The sequence below is a fragment of the Sphingomonas sp. GV3 genome (assembly GCF_031082075.1).
Classification (GTDB): Bacteria; Pseudomonadota; Alphaproteobacteria; order Sphingomonadales; family Sphingomonadaceae; genus Sphingomonas; species Sphingomonas beigongshangi.
This window is the reverse complement of sequence record NZ_JARWLE010000001.1, coordinates 2623021-2638556: the sequence shown is the minus strand read 5'-3', so window position 1 is coordinate 2638556 and position 15536 is coordinate 2623021. Positions and strand designations below refer to the sequence as shown.

Sequence of the window (15536 nt, the reverse complement as noted above, 5' to 3'; positions counted from 1 at the left end):
CATCCCGGCCTGGTCGCGCCCCGTCAATCAACGATCACGTGCGGTACGAAGCGCGCGGTGTTGCCGGTGATCAGCCCGTCCTCGCGGATGCCCATGCCCGCCGGAGCGCCATCGACGATCCAGCTGCCGATCACGGGAAAACATCCCGGCGCGGCTTCGGGCAACTGGTAGAAGGCCTGATAGACATAGCCCGCATCGCCATAGGCGCCCTCCGCCTCGGCGACGACGCGGCCGCCGCGCCGGATCGAGACGTTGGCGCCTTCGCGCGCGAGCAGCGGCTTGGCGACCGCATCGCCCTGCGGGATGTCGAAGCTGGCGGGCAGCAGATTGGGATGGCCGGGATTGAGCTGCCACAGGATCGGCAGGATCGCCTTGTTCGACCAGATCATCTTCCACACCGGCTCGATCCACAGCGTGGTACCCGAGGAGAGGCTTTCGGCGAGCTGCGGCGCGAACGCCTCGCGGGTCAGCCATTCCCAGGGATAAAGCTTGTACAGCGCCGCGATCGCCGCGTCGTCGCCGTCGACGAAGCGCTGCGCCTCCTCGTCCCAGCCGATATCGTCCATCAGCAGCGCCGCCGTGTCGATCCCCGCCGCCTCCGCCGTGTCGCGCAGATAGGCGACCGTCACCGCGTCCTCGCCGCTGTCCTCGTCAGCATGGGCGAAATGGACGCGCGGCGGCAGATAGGGCGCGATATCGCGCCACTTGGCGACCAGCGCCTCGTGCAGTCCGTTGAACTGGCCGGCGCGCGGCATCACCGCCTCCTTCCAGTCCCATTGCACCACGGCCGCTTCCAGCAGCGAAGTCGGCGTGTCGCAATTGAACTCGAACAATTTGGGCGGCCCCGCGCCGTCATAGCCGAGGTCGAAACGGCCGATGTTGAGCGCGGGCGGCTCGGCGGCCCAGGCGTCGCGGATTGGCTGGTGGAAGGCGGGCGGTATGTCGAACCGGGCGAGCAGGGCGGGATCGGCAAGGATCGCGTCGCCCGCGGCGAGGAAGAGCCGATAGAGTTCCGCGGTCGCCGCCTCGATCTCCGCGATCTGCGCGGCGGTGAAACGGTAGCAGGCGCCCTCGTGCCAATAGGGGCGGCCGTCGGCGGTGTGCCAGACCAGGCCCTGCGCCTCGACCGCCGCCTGCCAGTCGGGGCGCGGCGTCGTCTCGACGCGGATCACGACCGGCCACCACCGAAGAAGCGTGCGGCGCTGCCGAAGCCGCCGCGGCTGATCGCGCCGCTGCGCGTCACGGCGGTGGCGGCCGGGGCAAAGGCATAACGCGCGGCCGGGTTGCGCGCATAGGAGCCGCCGCCGACCCGCTCGCCCAGGAAGGGCAGATGCGCGTTGCGGGCCAGGAAATACCAGGCGAAGGCGCTGCCGCCGCCATGCGCATAGCGGGTTTGGCGGCAATTGGCGTCGGGGACGCGATTGCCCTGTCGGTCGGTGCAGACGGCGGTGTCCTGCGCCGTCGTCCAGCCATTGTCGCGCGGCTGGCGGTCGCAGCCACCCGCGAGCAGCGCGGCGGCGACGGCGGTGGTGATCCTGAGTTCGATCTTCATGTGCTTCCCCCCCCTCTTCCACCCTGCGGGTGGCCCTCCCCGCATCGGGGAGGATGTGCCTATTCCCCCTCGCCCTGCGGCGGCCCGTCCTCGCCGCGGCGCGCGTCGCGGGGCGGCGGTGGCGGACCGTCCGGCCCGCGACGCGGCGTGATCGAGATGCTCCCGTCGCGATTGGTGTTGAGGTCGATGCCGGCACCGCGCAGCGCGCCCTGCACCTCCGGCAGCGTCCGATCGATCGTATCACCGATCAAATCGCCGACCGGATCCTCGCCATTGTCGAGCACCGCCGGGTCCATCGCATTCTCCTCGACGATCACGGGCTTTTCGACGGGCGCGATATTGAGCGCTGACACCATGAAATTGCGCCAGATCTGTGCCGGTATGCCACCGCCGTGGAGGCCTGGATTGGGCGAACTGTCGTCGTTGCCGACCCAGACGCCGACCACGAGATCGCCCGCGAAGCCGATGAACCAGGCGTCGCGGCTGTTCTGGCTGGTCCCCGTCTTGCCGTAAGCGGGCACGGTCAGCGCCGCCTCGCGGCCCGTCCCGCGCAGCGACGAGCCGAGCAGTTCGAGCATCTTGGCGCGCGTCTCGTCGTCCAGCGCCTTCTGCCCGCCGGTCAGCGACTGGTACCAGCCCTTGTTGGCGACCTCCTGCAGCCCGCGCGGCTGGACGGGATAATGACCGTTGGCGATCCCCGCATAGGCGGCGGTGAGTTCGAGCAAGGTCACCTCCGACGTGCCGAGGCCGATCGTCGCCTCGTTGGCGATCGGCGTCGAGATGCCGAAATCGCGCGCCGCCTTGATGACGTTACGCACGCCGACCTGTTGCGTCAGCCGCGCCGCGACGACGTTGGAGGAGCGCGCGAAGGCACGGCGCAGCGTGATCGGCCCGAGATAGCGGTTGTCGTCGTTCTTCGGCTTCCAACCGGCGATCTCGACGCGGCTGTCGTCCATCGTCGAATCCGGCGTCATGCCCGCGCGCATCGCGGCGAGATAGACGAACAGCTTGAAGGTCGATCCCGGCTGGCGCATCGCCTGCGTCGCGCGGTTGAACGGGCTTTTCGTATAGTCCTTGCCGCCGACCATCGCGACGACGCGGCCGTCGGTGCGCATCGCGACGATCGCCGCCTGCGCCTGGCGCAGGCCCGCCTGGCGGATCACCCGCTCCGCCGTCGCCTGCAGCCGACGGTCGAGCGTCGTCTTGACCGTCGCCTCGCTCTTCACCTCGCCCGCCTGGTCGCGCGCCTCGGGCAGCACCCAGTCGGCGAAATAGGTGCCGCTGGGCAATTGCGTCGGCCGGCTGGCGAGCACGCGCTGCGGCTGGACGTCGGCAGCCTCCGCCTTGGTCAGAAAGCCGGCATCGGCCATCGCCGCGACGACGACCATCTCGCGCTTGCGCGCGCCGGCGAGGTTGCTGGTCGGCGCAAGCCGCGAGGGCGCCTTGACCAGACCCGCCAGCATCGCCGCCTGACCGACGTTGAGAGTGTCCGGCGTCCGCCCGAAATAGTGTTTCGCGGCCGCGGTCAAGCCATAGACGTTGTCGCCGAAATAGACGTTCGACAGATAGCGCGACAGGATCTGGTCCTTCGACAGCCAAGCCTCGAGCCAGAAGGCGATCATCACCTCGCGGATCTTGCGCGCCGCGGTGCGATCCGAATCGAGAAAGGCGTTCTTCGCCAACTGCTGCGTGATCGTGCTGCCGCCCTCGCGCACCCCGCCCGACCCGACATTGTGGACGAAGGCGCGCAGGATACCGCGCGGGTCGATGCCCCAGTGGCTGTAGAAGCGCCGGTCCTCGATCGCGAGGAAGGCCTGCGTGACGTGCTTGGGCAGCTTGGCGGCGTCGACCGGTGCGCCGATGATCGCGCCGCGCCGCGCGATCGGCGTACCGTCGTCGGCGGTCAGCGTGATCGACGGGGGCGTCGGCGGCTGCAGCGACTTGGACAAAGGCGCGGTGAAGGCAAGCCATCCCACCGCGATGACGAACAGCACGATGAGTGCGCCGAGCCCGCGTACGATCCAGCGGCCGAGCGGGAAGCGGCGCCGCTCCGGCGCGTCGTCGGCAGGCGAATCATGGAAATCGGCGAACCGGTTAGCATAAGGATCCGTCGCGGGCGGCGGCGTCGTATCGTCGTCCAGCGCGTAGCGGCGCCCGATCGGGCTCAGTCGGTGAGTGTCGATGGACTCGTGACGCATCGGCTCGTCCCAGCGGTCAGCCATGAGGTGTATTACTATCCTAAAGCGGCTGGAGGCAAGTCTTTCACGCCGGTCAGGGCCATTTACCAACTCGCATGGCCGATTGCCAGTATCGGGGCGGCGCTGGCGCGGCGGCGCGGCGCGCGCTATCGCTCGCGCCATGACCCCGGCCCCCTCTCCCCCGCTCGTCGTCGGCATCGGCGGTACCATCGGCGGCGTCTCGTCGACCGAGCGCGCGCTGCGCATCGCGCTCGACGCGGCAGCCGAGCAGGGGTTCGCGACGCAGATGTTCGGCGGCGCCGACATGGCGCGGCTGCCGCTGTACGATCCGCGCGCGCATACGCGGACCGAGGACGAACAGGCGTTCGTCGCGGCGGTGCGGCGCGCGTCGGCGGTGATCATCGCCAGTCCCGGCTATCACGGCTCGATCAGCGGCGTCGTCAAGAACGCGCTCGATCTGCTCGAGGAGACGGCGAAGGACGCGCGGCCCTATCTGGCGGACATGCCCGTCGGGCTGATCGCGACCGCTTATGGCTGGCAGGCGACGGGCTCGACGATCGCCGCGCTGCGGTCGATCGTCCATGCGCTGCGCGGCTGGCCGACGCCGTTCGCCGCGGCGATCAACACGCAGGTGACGAAGTTCGACGACCAGGGCGGCGCGAGCGACCCGGCGGTGCTGGAGCAATTGCGGCTGATCGGGCGGCAGGTCGCGCGGTTCGCGCCGCTCGCCACGGCCTGACCAGGCCGCCGCCGGCCCACGGCCTGATCAGGCCGCCACCGCCACGTCCTCGCGCAGTTCGCCCAGCAACCCCTGCCGCTTGGCGACGATCGTCGGCATCAGCGCCTGGCCCGCGACATTGATTGCGGTGCGCCCCATGTCGAGGATGGGATCGATCGCCAGCAGGAGCCCCGCGCCCTCCAGCGGCAGGCCGAGCGTCGACAGCGTCAGCGTCAGCATGACGAGCGCGCCCGTCAGCCCGGCGGTCGCCGCCGAACCGAGTACCGACACCATCACGATCAGCAGATAGTCCGTCGCGTGCAGCGGTATGCCGTAATATTGCGCGACGAACAGCGCGGCGATGGCGGGATAGATGGCGGCGCAGCCGTCCATCTTCGTCGTCGCGGCGAACGGCACGGCGAAGGCGGCATAGCTGCGCGGCACGCCCAGCCGCTGCTCGACCACCTCCTCCGTCACCGGCAGCGTCGCGATCGATGAGCGGGAGACGAAGCCGAGCTGGATCGCGGGCCAGGCGGCGGCGAAGAAACGGCGCGGACTGATCCCGTTCGCCACCAGCAGCAGCGGATAGACGACGAACAGGACGAGCGCGAGGCCGATATAGACCGCGATCGCGAACGTGCCGAGCGCCGACAGCGACTGCCAGCCGTAGCGCACCACCGCGCTGCCCAGCAGCGCGCCGGTGCCGATCGGCGTCAGCCGCACGACCCAGCGCAGGATGCGGCGGAAGATCGCGAGTGCGGACGCGTTGAAGGCGAGGAAGGGCTCCCCCGCCGCGCCGACCCGCACCGCCGCCACGCCGATGGCAACCGCGGCGACGATCAGCTGCAGCACGTTGAACGACAATTTGGTGGTCGCCGCGCCGTCCTTCAGGCTGGTCGATGCCTCCAACCCCAGGATGTTGACGGGCACCAGCCCGCGCAGGAAATCGAGCCACGACCCGGCGGTGTCGGGCCGTGCCGCCGCCGCCGCGCTGACCCCCGCATGGACGCCGGGTTGCAGGACCGTGCCGAGCACCAGGCCGATGCTGACCGCGATCAACGCGCTGATCGCGAACCACACGAACGTCCCTGCGACCAGCCGCGCGGCATTGTTGAGATCACGCAGCGCCGCGATCGAGGCGACAATGGCCGTGAAGACCAGGGGAATCACGAGCGCCTTGAGCAATTGCACGAACAGGTCGCCGACGATGCGGAGCGCCTCGGCAAGCGCGGGCGATCCGCTGCTTCGCGCGACGAAGCCGAGCACGAGGCCGACGCCCATGCCGACGAAGACCTGGACCCCGAACGGGGGCATGCGGAAGCGAGCCGATTGTGTCATCGCGGCGATGTAGGTGCCGCACTTCGCGCCTGCGCACAAGAATTGCTCGGGGCGTCTAAAGCGGCGTTCCGGCCCTGTCGACCGGCCTGACGATCCGCCCTCAACGGCCGGGCCCGGTCGCAGGTCGGACCATTACCGCCCAATCCCCTGTGAAGAAAATGTCCCGATACAACGGTTTGACTTGACCGATCGTCGCCATTCGCTGTTCGGGCATGACCAAGCGAAACCTAGTGGCGGGGCCGCCCCATGGTTCCAGAAAAATTCTTCGAGTGGGGATTTCGTGACATGACGGTTTCCGCGCGCCGGACAATCCGGCGCAATGCGTTTCTGGCGCTGATCCTCGCGGGCCTGTGCTGGGGCATCGGCTTTCCGCTCGGCAAGCTCGCGCTGCGCGCGACCGACCCTGCGCATATGGTGCTGCTGCGCTTCGCGGTGGCCGCCATCGCCGCCCTCCCCTTCGTGCTCGGGCGCGCGGCGCGCGCGCTGTTCCGGTCGCCCGCGGTGCTGCTGGCCGGGCTACTCTATGCGCTCGGCTTCCTCGTGCAGTTCGAAGGGCTGGCGCGCGTCAGCGTGACCCTCGCGGCGCTGCTCGTCGGCGCGATGCCGGCGCTGATCGCCGTGTCGGCGCGCCTGCTCGGCGAGCGTACGACCGCCGCAAGCTGGGCCGGCGTCGCGGCCGCGACCGCCGGCGCGGCGCTGATCGCAGGCGATCCGGGCGGCGCTGGCACGCTCGCCGGCGTGCTGCTCTCGCTCGCGTCGCTGCTGCTCTTTCTCGGCTGGTTCTACGCGTTGAAACGGGCGCCGACCATCGCGGCGCCGATGGCGATGCCGTCCGCCACGATCGTCGTGGCCGCCATCACGATCCTGCCGATTGCCGTGGCGATGCACGGCATGCCGCGCCTCGACATCGGCGCCGTCGCCTGGGCGGGGATCATCGGCCAAGGCCTGCTGTCGACGACGCTCGCCACCGCTGCGTGGCAATATGGCGCGTCCCGCGTCGGCAGCGCGAGCGCGGGCGTGTTCATCAACATCGAACCGCTGATAGGCGCGTTGCTCGGCGTGGCGGTGTTCGGCGACCGGTTGACCTGGGCATTGGCGACGGGTGGCCTGCTGATCGTCGCGGGGAGCCTTGCCGTCGTCCTAGGCGAAGACCATCATCACGACGCGCCGCCGACGGTGGCGTGACCGCGCTGCATCGAGCCCCGGACGGCGCGGACCGACCGTCGCACCCGCACATCGCGATGCGAGCCTGCGGACCGCGGGTTCGATCAGGTCGCCGCGTCGATCGCCATCAGCTGCGAGGGATAGGACGTCGCGAGCGTCAGCGCCACCTCGACCGGCGCGTGGAGCCATTGGTCATGATCCTCGTCGTGCAGGATCACCGGCATCGCCTTGGGATGCACCGCCCCGACAAGGTGCCCGGCCGGATCGCCGTCATAGCCGGTGGTGAGGAAGGCATAGGCCGGCCCGGTCGCGGTGGGTCGCCACACGCCCGCGAACGCAAAGATCGGCCGCGACGGCAGCGAGAACCAGTGCGGCGTCTTCCTGCCCGTCGCAGGATCGGCCTCCACGCTCCATTCCTGGAAACGGGTGACCGGCACGAGGCACCGGCGCTCCGGATTGTTCAGCGCCGACCGCCAGAAGGGGCTCGCGTAATTGCGTACGTTGACCACCGCGCTGCGCACATTGGGTGGCGGCGGGAACCCCCAGCGCATCGACTGTAGCCGGCGTCCCCCATCGGCGGCGGTGATGGTGAGGCCGGTACGTCCGGGCGACACGTAATCCTTTTCCAAGTCCGCACCGACGGTGTCGACCGCGCCATAGAGCGCGGCCAGTTCCCAGCGGTCGGTCGGCAGGCGGTAGAGGTTGCACATGCCCGCAAGGCTGTCATGGCCGCGTCGTGGCGGCAATGTAAAACCATGTAAATCATGGCGATGCGCAGGGCATGTGCTGTGGAAGGCGAGCCGGGTGAAGGGCGGCAGCCGCCTTTTCAGCGTATGTCCTTCGCCCAACCGTGCATCTGCAGCCAGCGCGCGAACGCCTCGAACCAGCCGGTGCTGGTGGTCGGTTTGGGATACATGCCGAAGCCGTGGCCGCCCTGCTCGAACAGGTGGAACTCGACCGGCCGCTTCGCCGCGCGCCACGATTCGATCAGGCCGAAGCCGCCGTTGCCGAAGAATGGATCGTCCGCCGCCAGCGCGACGAACAGCGGCGGCGCATCGGCGGGCACGCTGACCGGGGCCAGCGGGCCATAGATGGCAGCGATGAAGGCCGGTCGGGCATCCTCGCCGGCGAGTTCTGTCGCCAGGGTCAACATCGCCCCCGCCGAAAAGCCGATCATGCCCACCCGCGCCGGATCGACCCGCCACGACGTCGCCCGCGCCCGCACCAGCGCGAACGCTGCGCGGGCGTCGGCGATCTGCGGACGCAAGCCGGCGAGCTGCTCCTGCGGCGTCTGCCGCGGCGGCCGCGCCGTGCCGGAGAACATCGCCGCCATCGAGGCCGCGAATGCCGGCATGTCCGCCGGCGTCTGGTTCAACCGGTATTTCAGCACGAAGGCCGCGACGCCGCGCGCTGCCAGCGCGCGAGCGACATCATAGCCCTCGTTGTCCATCGACAGCGTGCGGAAGCCGCCGCCGGGTGCGACGATCACCGCCGCCCCGGTCGCCCGCGCGGGGTCGGGCAGGAAGGGCGTCAGCGTCGCCTGCGTCACGTTGCGCGCGAAGCGGCTGCCATATTGCCTGTGCCAGCTTTCCCCGACCGGCGCATTCGGCAGCGCACCCGTGCCGAGCGCGATCGCATCCTGTTGCGACGGCGTGGCGATCGGCGTCATGCGATCGTTCTGCGCCAAAGCGGGCGCCGCCAGCGTCGCCAGGATCGGTAAAAGCGCGCCCGCGCGCCATCCGCCCGTCTTCATCCTCATCCTCCCTGCGTGGTGCGTACGCGGCCGTCGTCCTGCACCACGGGGCGCATCGTGCCGTCTGCGTTGTAATGGAGCGGGTAGACCGTGACCGCGCGCCGCCCGATCGCGCCGGCCTGATCACCGATCGTCAGCGCGGCATTGTGCGCGAACAGATACCAGCGGCCGTGGAAATGCGCGATGCCCGGATGGATGGTGAAACTGTACCGGCCCGGTCCGGTCAGCAAGCCGCGCGGCGTCCAGGGCCCCGTGATCGCCGGTGCCGTGGCATAGGAGATGTGCTCGTCGCGCTGCGTGCGCCGATCGAGCGAAGCGTAGGTGAGATAATAGAGCCTGCCCCGCTTGTGCAGCCAGGGTCCTTCCTCGAAAAAGGGCGGCGTGATCTCCGTGATCGGCCCGTCGAGCTCGATCATGTTCGGTTTAAGACGCGCGATGTAGCATTCGCGGTTGCCCCAGGCGATCCAGCTGGTGCCGTCGTCGTCGGTGAACACCGTCGGGTCGATGTCTTCCCAACTATGGGTGCCCTTGGGCGTCATCTCGTTGGTGATCAGCGCGGCTCCCTTCGCATCCCGGAAGGGTCCCGTCGGCGTGTCCGCGACGGCGACGCCGATCGCCTTGCCGGGATGCGTCGCGTCGTGCTCGACCGCCGCGTAGAAATAGTAACGGCCGTTCGCGCGGATCGCCTGCGACGCCCAGGCGTCCTGCTTGGCCCATTTGAAGTCGGTGACGCGAATGATCGGGCCGTGGTCGACCCAGTGCTTCATGTCCTTCGTCGAATAGACCAGCCATTCGCGCATCGTGAACATCTCGTCGCGCTGCGCTTCGTCGTGGCCGGTGTAGAGGTACAGGGTGTCGCCGACGACCAGCGGCGCCGGATCGGCGGTGAACTTGTCGCGCACGATCGGGTTGGGACCAGGTCGACCGTCCTCGGCCGGTACCGCGCCCACTGCGGCGGAGGCGAGCAGCAACACGGTCGCGATCGTCGCGCAGCCCTTCATCCCCATCCCTTCCGGCCGTTGATTTGCTCAATCGGAAGCTGGACGCTAGCGCGCGATGCTAGCGCTAACAAGGGCAAACTGAAGCGACCTGCCGCTGCGCCCGCAGCGTTGTGGCATAGGCTATCCCTTTGATAAGGTCCGCGTCTGATGACGAGGCGCAGTCGCTTGTCGCGGCGCGGAAAATGGGCTTGGCGCGTGGGCGTGGGCGTGGACATTATTTCGGTCGTCATATGCGCACCGGCGGGGTGCGTGCCGGGGAGACGGAGCGCTGGCGCCGGCCGCGACAATCCGGGCCGGGGCGCGCGATGAGCGTGCATCGTGGACGCTGCCATTGCGGTCGCATCCGCCTGGTGCTGCGCGCTTCGATCGCCGAAGCCAGCGAATGCAATTGCTCGATCTGCCGGCGCACGGCCGGGCTCTGGCATTATTGCCCACCCGGCGACGTCGTGGTCGACGGTGTCGGCGTGGCCTATCGGCAGGGGGACCGCACGCTGGACCTGTGGCATTGCGGGACCTGCGGCTGCACGACCCATTGGACGCCGGTGGACCCTGCCTATCCCACGATGGGCATCAACCTGCGGATGTTCGATCCCGCGATCTGGTGCGATCTTCCGCGGCGGATGATCGACGGCGCGCGATATTGACGGGCGATCCGGCGAGTTCTGATCGGGGCGGTGCCCGCAAAGCCTCACCGGAACGGAACACCCTGCTACCCCTGGGGTTGGGTCCTGTCGGAAGGATCACGCATGTCTTACATCCCAAGTTCCGCCATGAAGCACGCCGGCCCGACCCATCATGCCGATGCGGGTCCGTCGCAGCCGGCGAAGCGGACCAGGCCGCATGCCGCGGGTCTGGGCACCGGCACCTGGATCGCGATCGGCGGTACGGTGCTGGCCTCCGCCGCCGCGATCGCCGTCCCCTTGCTGCGCCGGGGCAGGGCCAAGGCAGCCGCCCGCCATGGCAAGAAGACCTCGCACACGCGTCGCAAGACCGGCGAACGCAAGAAGGGATGACGCTTCAGGATCGGTAGCGCGAGACCAGCCGGCGCCAGGTCGGCCGATCCGGATAGGGCGGCTGGTCGTCGTCGGGCGGATCGCGGGTGATTGCGCCACGGGGACGCACGATCCGGCCCGTGCCGGCGCAGGCGGCACAACGGAACCGCCGATAGGCCGCCGGCAGGCGGTCGTCCCAGCGCTTGCGGCGAAACAGCCACCACAAGGCCACCGCGTCGAGACGGCGCGCCCTTCCGCACGCCGGGCAGGTCAGCGTGATGGTACGACGGTGCAGCGCGCAATGTTCGAGGCACCGCAGACGCTGACCGACATGCGTGCGGTCGTCGCCGGACACGTCACGCCAAGGCCGGCAGCGTGAGCTGGTCGTGCATCGGCGAGGCCAGCGCCCGCCGCGCCTCCTGCGCGGCGCCGACGGCCTGCCGGTAATGGACGGTGCCATAGCGCTCCGCCTCGTCGAAACCGCAGGGCGCCCATTCCTCCGATGGATAGCAGGCGTCGTAGATCGCGCGCGCTGCCGCACGCAGTTGCAGATCGTGCTGCATGCCAAAGGCTCCTTCCCGTCGGCTCGTCTCGCTGGCTGCAGGCACGGTACGTCGATCCGGCGATGATTCGCAAGAACATATGAAGAACAAATGCTTGGCCGGTGGTTCGACCCCGCGACGGCCCGGCCGCCGATGTCAGTCAGAATCCTTGCGCCACATCGCCATGGCGCGTCGATATCGCGCCTCCTCGTCATCCCGACTCGCCTCCAGCTCGCGGCGCGCGTCGTCGTGTTCGGCCTCCAGCGCCCTGCGCCTGTTCGCCAGCGCGACCTCCTGCTCGGCAATCGCGCGGCGCGCGTCCTGGTAACGCCGATCCGCGTCGTCGATCGCCTGCTGCGCGGCGTCGAGCGCGTCACGGTCCGGCCGCGGCCGCGGCGGCGGGGACGGCGTTCCGCCGCTGTTGCGCGCCCTGGTGTCGGACCGCCCGCCCGCGTGGGCCGACGATCGCCGCGCGCGCGGCGGCGCCTCGGGCAGCGCCGCGAGATTTTCGTCCTTGGTCCCGCGCAGCTTGCGGATGATCGCGCCGGGATGCGCGAGCGGTTCCGCGATCAATGCCGGATCGGTGACCTGTTCCGCGACGCCGCGCGCGAACAGGTCCACGTCGGCGCCCCACGCCTGCAATGCCGCCTTGCGGCTCGGCGCGGCGACATAGGCATCATGGAAGCCGATGGCCGTACGGAACACCTTCAGTGAACGTGCCATCCGCCTCCAACGCACGGAACGTCGATTGGTCGACCCCCGCCGGATGCACCCGGCAAAATCGCTTCGCCGCACCTTGCTTTACGAGATGCCCGCACGTCCAATCCTGTCAGCCGCGAGGGCGGGGACGGCCGGATCTGGGGCGCCATCCCGGGCGTCAGCGGCCCGGCACCCCTACGGTCGCCTCCCGCGTGTCGATCTCGTCTATGGCGTAGCCGAGCACCGGCGCGACGCGGCGGATCATCGGCCGCCATTCCTGGCGGGCGGCACCATAGCCATTTGCGCCGTCGCGTGCCGTCGCGATGCCGTGCGCCGCCAGGACTTCGACCGCCGCCGCGTAGCTTTGGCGATCCCGCCACATCTCCGCGTCATCTGGCTGGGGGCTGGACACCGTCGGAAACCGGCTGTGGAGGGTGTCGAGCAGGAGCCGTGCGCCCCGGTGCAGCGCCGCGACCGCGGCGGACTGGACGACAGGTTCATATCGACGGGGATCGAGCGCATGTTCGATCAGCGCCGCAAGATCGAGCAGGACGAAACTGGTGCGGGACACCGCATACAAAGGCTCGTGGAAGCGAAAATAATAGAGCAGCGGGTAGAAGTGATGGGCTTCCTTCACCTGGGCGAGCGTGCGGGCCAGGTTGCCGAGCTCGCCGACCACATTGCCCGTGTCGCCGCCGGGCATCAGCCGCGCGAGCATCCAGCTGGCATCGCCCGTGCCACCGGTCATGAGGTCGACCGTCAGCGCGAGCGCGTTGCGCTCCCGAAGCGCCGAATAGACCTGGACGAGATAGCTCAGCACCAGCGACAATACCGACGCGCCGACCAAGGAGTCGAAGAGGAAGAGGAGCCGCGCGCCGGCACCATGCGGTACGTAATCGCCCCCGCCGACGATCGACAGGCTGTTGCCCGCAACCAGCAATGCGGTGACGAAATCGGTGGACGCGCCTCCGCTCGAGGGCCGGATGGCGCGCCCCAGTTCGGGCTGGATGATCAGCGCGGCGCCGAGCGTCAGCCCCAAGGCCCAGAAACCGATCAGCGTGACGACGATCAACGGCCCCGCGAGCGACAGGATCGCGCCGCGGCGCCCGACGGCCCGATCCGCCACGGCCTTGACCAAGGCCCAGACGCACCGGTTCCAGCGTGGCGCCAACACCCCCGTGCCGGCGCGCGCGTAGAGGATGGTCAGAAAGATGTCGGCGAGGAAAAGAAGCATCAGGGCCGCCCCGCTCAGTTGTTCGACGATGGTCCAGCGCATGGTTCGGCACCCTCAGGATAGGAAGATTGCGCGCGCCGCCGCCGTCCTCGCGCCGGCGCGTCGAATGGACGGTCGCGCCCTCGTACCGCGACGCGCGGCGCGCCGCCGGTGCGGCAGCCATCGGTTCGTCGCCCCCTTCCGGCCAGCGCGGGCGGGGCACATGGACCGCGGTTTCGTCGGGGGCATGACCGTCCCTTCTGCTGCGCGCGCGAAAACGATGTCGGTGGTCCCACCGTCACGGCCGCCGCGCAGGGGAAACGACAGCCGATCGGGCGAGACGCTGCGCCATGCGCTGGTGGGCGATTGAGTGAGAGTGGATGGGGGCGGTGCCGGCCCTCACCCCCACCCGACCGCGCACAGGGCGTATCCCGGATGGGATGAGGGCCGGCACCACTCCCACGCGCGTGGATCAGACCTTAGGACGGCAGCGCGGGTATCGCGTCCGCGACGGTGCCCTCCGCGCGATAGTCGGGCGGTATGTCGAAATCCTTGCGCGCAAGCCCGCGCGAGGCCGCCGCACCGCGCGGCAGGCCCGAGCGATCCGAATAATCCCGGGCTGCCCCGCCGTCGCGCCGGTGCGCCGCCTTCACCCCCTTGAACGCCGCGATGTCGAGCAGGGTGATGCCGGCGACCAGCGCCGCCGCGATGGCGGCATTGTGCCGTTTCGGATTGTCGCGATGGAGGGCCGGCGCCAGCGTGGCGAGATCGAGCGCATCGCCGCCGATGCGGGCGGCGAGGCCGATCGGCTTGTCGATCGACAGCGTCGGTACCGCGCTCGCCAGTTCGCGCGCGCCATAGGCGCGGATCAGCCCTTCCTTGTCGTCGAGCCCCAGGGCGCGCGCGAGACGTCCGGGCGCCGCCAGTTCGGCAAGGCCCAGGCCGACCGAGAACCAGCCGAGCGCGCGTGCTAATCGGTCGGGGCCGGTCAACGAGCTTGGTCCCTTGCGCTGGACGCGCGGGTCGCCTTCAGATCGAGCGACCCCGGTAACGTTGGTGAGTGGCATCATCGCCTCCTTGTCACGGTTGCAGCATGACCTTGACGCACCCGTCCGCCTTGTCGCGGAAGGTGGCGTACATCTCGGGCCCCTTGGAAAGATCGACCTTGTGCGTGATCACGAACGAAGGGTCGATCTGGCCGTCCTCGATCCTGCGCAGCAGGTCGCCGGTCCACCGGGGCACATGCGCCTGCGCCATGCGGAAGGTCAGCCCCTTGTTCATCGCCTGTCCCATCGGGATCTTGTCGACGAGGCCCAGATAGACGCCGATGATCGAGATCACGCCCCCCGGCCGGCAGACGTAGATCATCTCGCGCAGCACATGCGGACGGTCGTTCTCCGCCATCAGCATCTGCTTGGCGCGGTCGAGCACGGTGTCGGGCTGGCCGAAATCGACGTGGCTCTCGGTGCCGACGGCGTCGATGCACTTGTGCGGCCCCTTGCCGTCCGTGAGCGCGTTGAGGCGATCGACGACACTCTCCTGCATGAAGTCGATCGTGATCGCGCCCGCGGCGGCGGCCATCGACAGCCGCTCGGGCAGATGATCGATCGCGATCACCTGTTCGGCGCCGAGCAGGATCGCCGAGCGAATAGTCATTTGCCCGACCGGTCCGCAGCCCCAGACCGCGACCGTGTCGCTGGGCTGGATGTCCGCCTGTACGGCGGCCTGCCACCCCGTGGGCAGGATGTCGGATAGGAAGAGCAACTTCTCGTCGTCGATCCCGCCGGGCACCTTGATGTGCGTGGTGTCGGCGAAGGGCACCCGCAGATATTCCGCCTGGCCGCCGGGATAGCCACCGGTCAGGTGGGTATAGCCGAACAGGCCGGCGGTGGCATGGCCGAACGCCTTGTCGCCCAGCGCCTTCTTGCGGTTTGTCCGCTCGCAGACGGAAAAGTTGCCGCGGCGGCACTGGTCGCATTCGCCGCACTGGATGGTGAAGGGAATGACGACGCGATCGCCTTTCTTCAGGCTGCCCTTGGCGTCGCTGCCGACCTCGACGACCTCTCCCATGGTCTCGTGACCCATGATGTCGCCGGGCAGCATCGCGGGTACAAGATTATGAAAAAGATGGAGATCCGAGCCACATATCGCGCAACTGGTAACCTTTATTATGGCGTCGCGGGGGTGCTCGATCGCAGGGTCGGACACCGTGTCGTATCGGATGTCCTCCTTGCCGTGCCAGACTAGGGCCTTCATACCGGTCTCCTCGGTTGGGTGGCGCCGTGCTATGCGCTTCCCCCGTCCGTCCGACATGCGGGCGATACCTAGGGAACTTCCCGAACCCGCAAGGCTTTGCCGTCGTGGCG

The 15536-nt window shown here is 69.0% G+C and carries 17 protein-coding genes; 4 read left to right on the top strand and 13 right to left on the bottom strand.

Translation table 11 applies throughout. The annotated features are described in order from the left end of the window. Positions 1-23 precede the first annotated feature (23 nt). From RF701_RS12675 to RF701_RS12665, 3 genes are read right to left on the bottom strand one after another with little or no spacing between them, the layout of a single operon-like run. A complete protein-coding gene (locus tag RF701_RS12675) occupies positions 24-1172 on the bottom strand; it encodes a glutathionylspermidine synthase family protein (RefSeq protein WP_308815158.1) in 1149 nt (382 codons plus the stop codon). Further along, positions 1169-1552 (bottom strand): hypothetical protein, encoded by a 384-nt coding sequence (locus RF701_RS12670; RefSeq protein ID WP_308815157.1) that lies wholly within the window; start codon positions 1550-1552, stop codon positions 1169-1171. Before RF701_RS12670 ends, RF701_RS12675 begins: the two co-directional genes overlap by 4 nt. A 59-nt stretch (positions 1553-1611) precedes the next feature. After that, a complete protein-coding gene (locus tag RF701_RS12665; RefSeq protein WP_308815156.1) occupies positions 1612-3774 on the bottom strand; it encodes a PBP1A family penicillin-binding protein in 2163 nt (720 codons plus the stop codon). Positions 3775-3910: 136 nt separating this feature from the next. Here RF701_RS12665 and RF701_RS12660 point away from each other — a divergent pair, with 136 nt between their 5' ends. After that, complete coding sequence (locus RF701_RS12660) at positions 3911-4489, top strand: NADPH-dependent FMN reductase (protein ID WP_203308806.1); 579 nt, start codon at positions 3911-3913, stop codon at positions 4487-4489. A 27-nt stretch (positions 4490-4516) separates the two neighbouring features. On the opposite strand, the gene RF701_RS12655 is transcribed toward RF701_RS12660, so the two are convergent. Further along, positions 4517-5782, bottom strand: a complete 1266-nt coding sequence (locus RF701_RS12655; protein ID WP_308815155.1) for a dicarboxylate/amino acid:cation symporter — start codon at positions 5780-5782, stop codon at positions 4517-4519. Between the two features lie 309 nt (positions 5783-6091). Between RF701_RS12655 and RF701_RS12650 the strand changes: the two genes are divergently transcribed. Then, positions 6092-6991 carry a DMT family transporter gene (locus RF701_RS12650; RefSeq protein WP_308815154.1) on the top strand — a complete coding sequence of 300 codons (900 nt, stop codon included), beginning with the start codon at positions 6092-6094 and terminating at the stop codon, positions 6989-6991. Positions 6992-7074: 83 nt separating this feature from the next. Here RF701_RS12650 and RF701_RS12645 read toward each other — a convergent pair whose 3' ends face one another. From RF701_RS12645 to RF701_RS12635, 3 genes are all read right to left on the bottom strand, one after another. Beyond that, on the bottom strand, positions 7075-7716 hold the full coding sequence (locus RF701_RS12645; protein WP_308815153.1) for an SOS response-associated peptidase family protein: 642 nt from the start codon (positions 7714-7716) through the stop codon (positions 7075-7077). An 80-nt stretch (positions 7717-7796) separates the two neighbouring features. Beyond that, a complete protein-coding gene (locus tag RF701_RS12640) occupies positions 7797-8723 on the bottom strand; it encodes an alpha/beta hydrolase (protein ID WP_308815152.1) in 927 nt (308 codons plus the stop codon). Between the two features lie 2 nt (positions 8724-8725). After that, positions 8726-9724 (bottom strand): glycoside hydrolase family 43 protein, encoded by a 999-nt coding sequence (locus RF701_RS12635; protein ID WP_308815151.1) that lies wholly within the window; start codon positions 9722-9724, stop codon positions 8726-8728. Positions 9725-10029: 305 nt separating this feature from the next. On the opposite strand from RF701_RS12635, the gene RF701_RS12630 reads away from it, so the two are divergent. After that, on the top strand, positions 10030-10368 hold the full coding sequence (locus RF701_RS12630; RefSeq protein WP_308815150.1) for a GFA family protein: 339 nt from the start codon (positions 10030-10032) through the stop codon (positions 10366-10368). A gap of 102 nt (positions 10369-10470) precedes the next feature. Further along, the gene (locus RF701_RS12625; protein ID WP_308815149.1) at positions 10471-10737 is read left to right on the top strand and encodes a hypothetical protein; all 267 of its coding nucleotides are present in this window, start codon (positions 10471-10473) and stop codon (positions 10735-10737) included. Between the two features lie 4 nt (positions 10738-10741). Here RF701_RS12625 and RF701_RS12620 read toward each other — a convergent pair whose 3' ends face one another. The 6 genes from RF701_RS12620 to RF701_RS12595 form a co-directional block, all read right to left on the bottom strand. Beyond that, complete coding sequence (locus RF701_RS12620) at positions 10742-11071, bottom strand: hypothetical protein (protein WP_210357204.1); 330 nt, start codon at positions 11069-11071, stop codon at positions 10742-10744. A gap of 1 nt (position 11072) precedes the next feature. Next, complete coding sequence (locus tag RF701_RS12615; protein ID WP_308815148.1) at positions 11073-11279, bottom strand: hypothetical protein; 207 nt, start codon at positions 11277-11279, stop codon at positions 11073-11075. A gap of 135 nt (positions 11280-11414) precedes the next feature. Next, positions 11415-11981 carry a hypothetical protein gene (locus tag RF701_RS12610; protein ID WP_308815147.1) on the bottom strand — a complete coding sequence of 189 codons (567 nt, stop codon included), beginning with the start codon at positions 11979-11981 and terminating at the stop codon, positions 11415-11417. Between the two features lie 154 nt (positions 11982-12135). After that, positions 12136-13233 (bottom strand): potassium channel family protein, encoded by a 1098-nt coding sequence (locus RF701_RS12605; RefSeq protein ID WP_308815146.1) that lies wholly within the window; start codon positions 13231-13233, stop codon positions 12136-12138. A gap of 416 nt (positions 13234-13649) precedes the next feature. Beyond that, complete coding sequence (locus RF701_RS12600; RefSeq protein ID WP_308815145.1) at positions 13650-14162, bottom strand: hypothetical protein; 513 nt, start codon at positions 14160-14162, stop codon at positions 13650-13652. Between the two features lie 88 nt (positions 14163-14250). After that, the gene (locus RF701_RS12595; protein ID WP_308815144.1) at positions 14251-15426 is read right to left on the bottom strand and encodes a zinc-dependent alcohol dehydrogenase; all 1176 of its coding nucleotides are present in this window, start codon (positions 15424-15426) and stop codon (positions 14251-14253) included. Positions 15427-15536: the final 110 nt, after the last annotated feature.

Bases quoted from the DNA above. Each gene is read 5' to 3' on its own strand.
- RF701_RS12670 (WP_308815157.1), bottom strand. From the start codon at position 1,552: ATGAAGATCGAACTCAGGATCACCACCGCCGTCGCCGCCGCGCTGCTC.
- RF701_RS12665 (WP_308815156.1), bottom strand. From the start codon at position 3,774: ATGGCTGACCGCTGGGACGAGCCGATGCGTCACGAGTCCATCGACACT.
- RF701_RS12660 (WP_203308806.1), top strand. From the start codon at position 3,911: ATGACCCCGGCCCCCTCTCCCCCGCTCGTCGTCGGCATCGGCGGTACC.
- RF701_RS12655 (WP_308815155.1), bottom strand. From the start codon at position 5,782: ATGCCCCCGTTCGGGGTCCAGGTCTTCGTCGGCATGGGCGTCGGCCTC.
- RF701_RS12650 (WP_308815154.1), top strand. From the start codon at position 6,092: ATGACGGTTTCCGCGCGCCGGACAATCCGGCGCAATGCGTTTCTGGCG.
- RF701_RS12640 (WP_308815152.1), bottom strand. From the start codon at position 8,723: ATGAAGACGGGCGGATGGCGCGCGGGCGCGCTTTTACCGATCCTGGCG.
- RF701_RS12635 (WP_308815151.1), bottom strand. From the start codon at position 9,724: ATGAAGGGCTGCGCGACGATCGCGACCGTGTTGCTGCTCGCCTCCGCC.
- RF701_RS12630 (WP_308815150.1), top strand. From the start codon at position 10,030: ATGAGCGTGCATCGTGGACGCTGCCATTGCGGTCGCATCCGCCTGGTG.
- RF701_RS12625 (WP_308815149.1), top strand. From the start codon at position 10,471: ATGTCTTACATCCCAAGTTCCGCCATGAAGCACGCCGGCCCGACCCAT.
- RF701_RS12615 (WP_308815148.1), bottom strand. From the start codon at position 11,279: ATGCAGCACGATCTGCAACTGCGTGCGGCAGCGCGCGCGATCTACGAC.
- RF701_RS12610 (WP_308815147.1), bottom strand. From the start codon at position 11,981: ATGGCACGTTCACTGAAGGTGTTCCGTACGGCCATCGGCTTCCATGAT.
- RF701_RS12605 (WP_308815146.1), bottom strand. From the start codon at position 13,233: ATGCGCTGGACCATCGTCGAACAACTGAGCGGGGCGGCCCTGATGCTT.
- RF701_RS12595 (WP_308815144.1), bottom strand. From the start codon at position 15,426: ATGAAGGCCCTAGTCTGGCACGGCAAGGAGGACATCCGATACGACACG.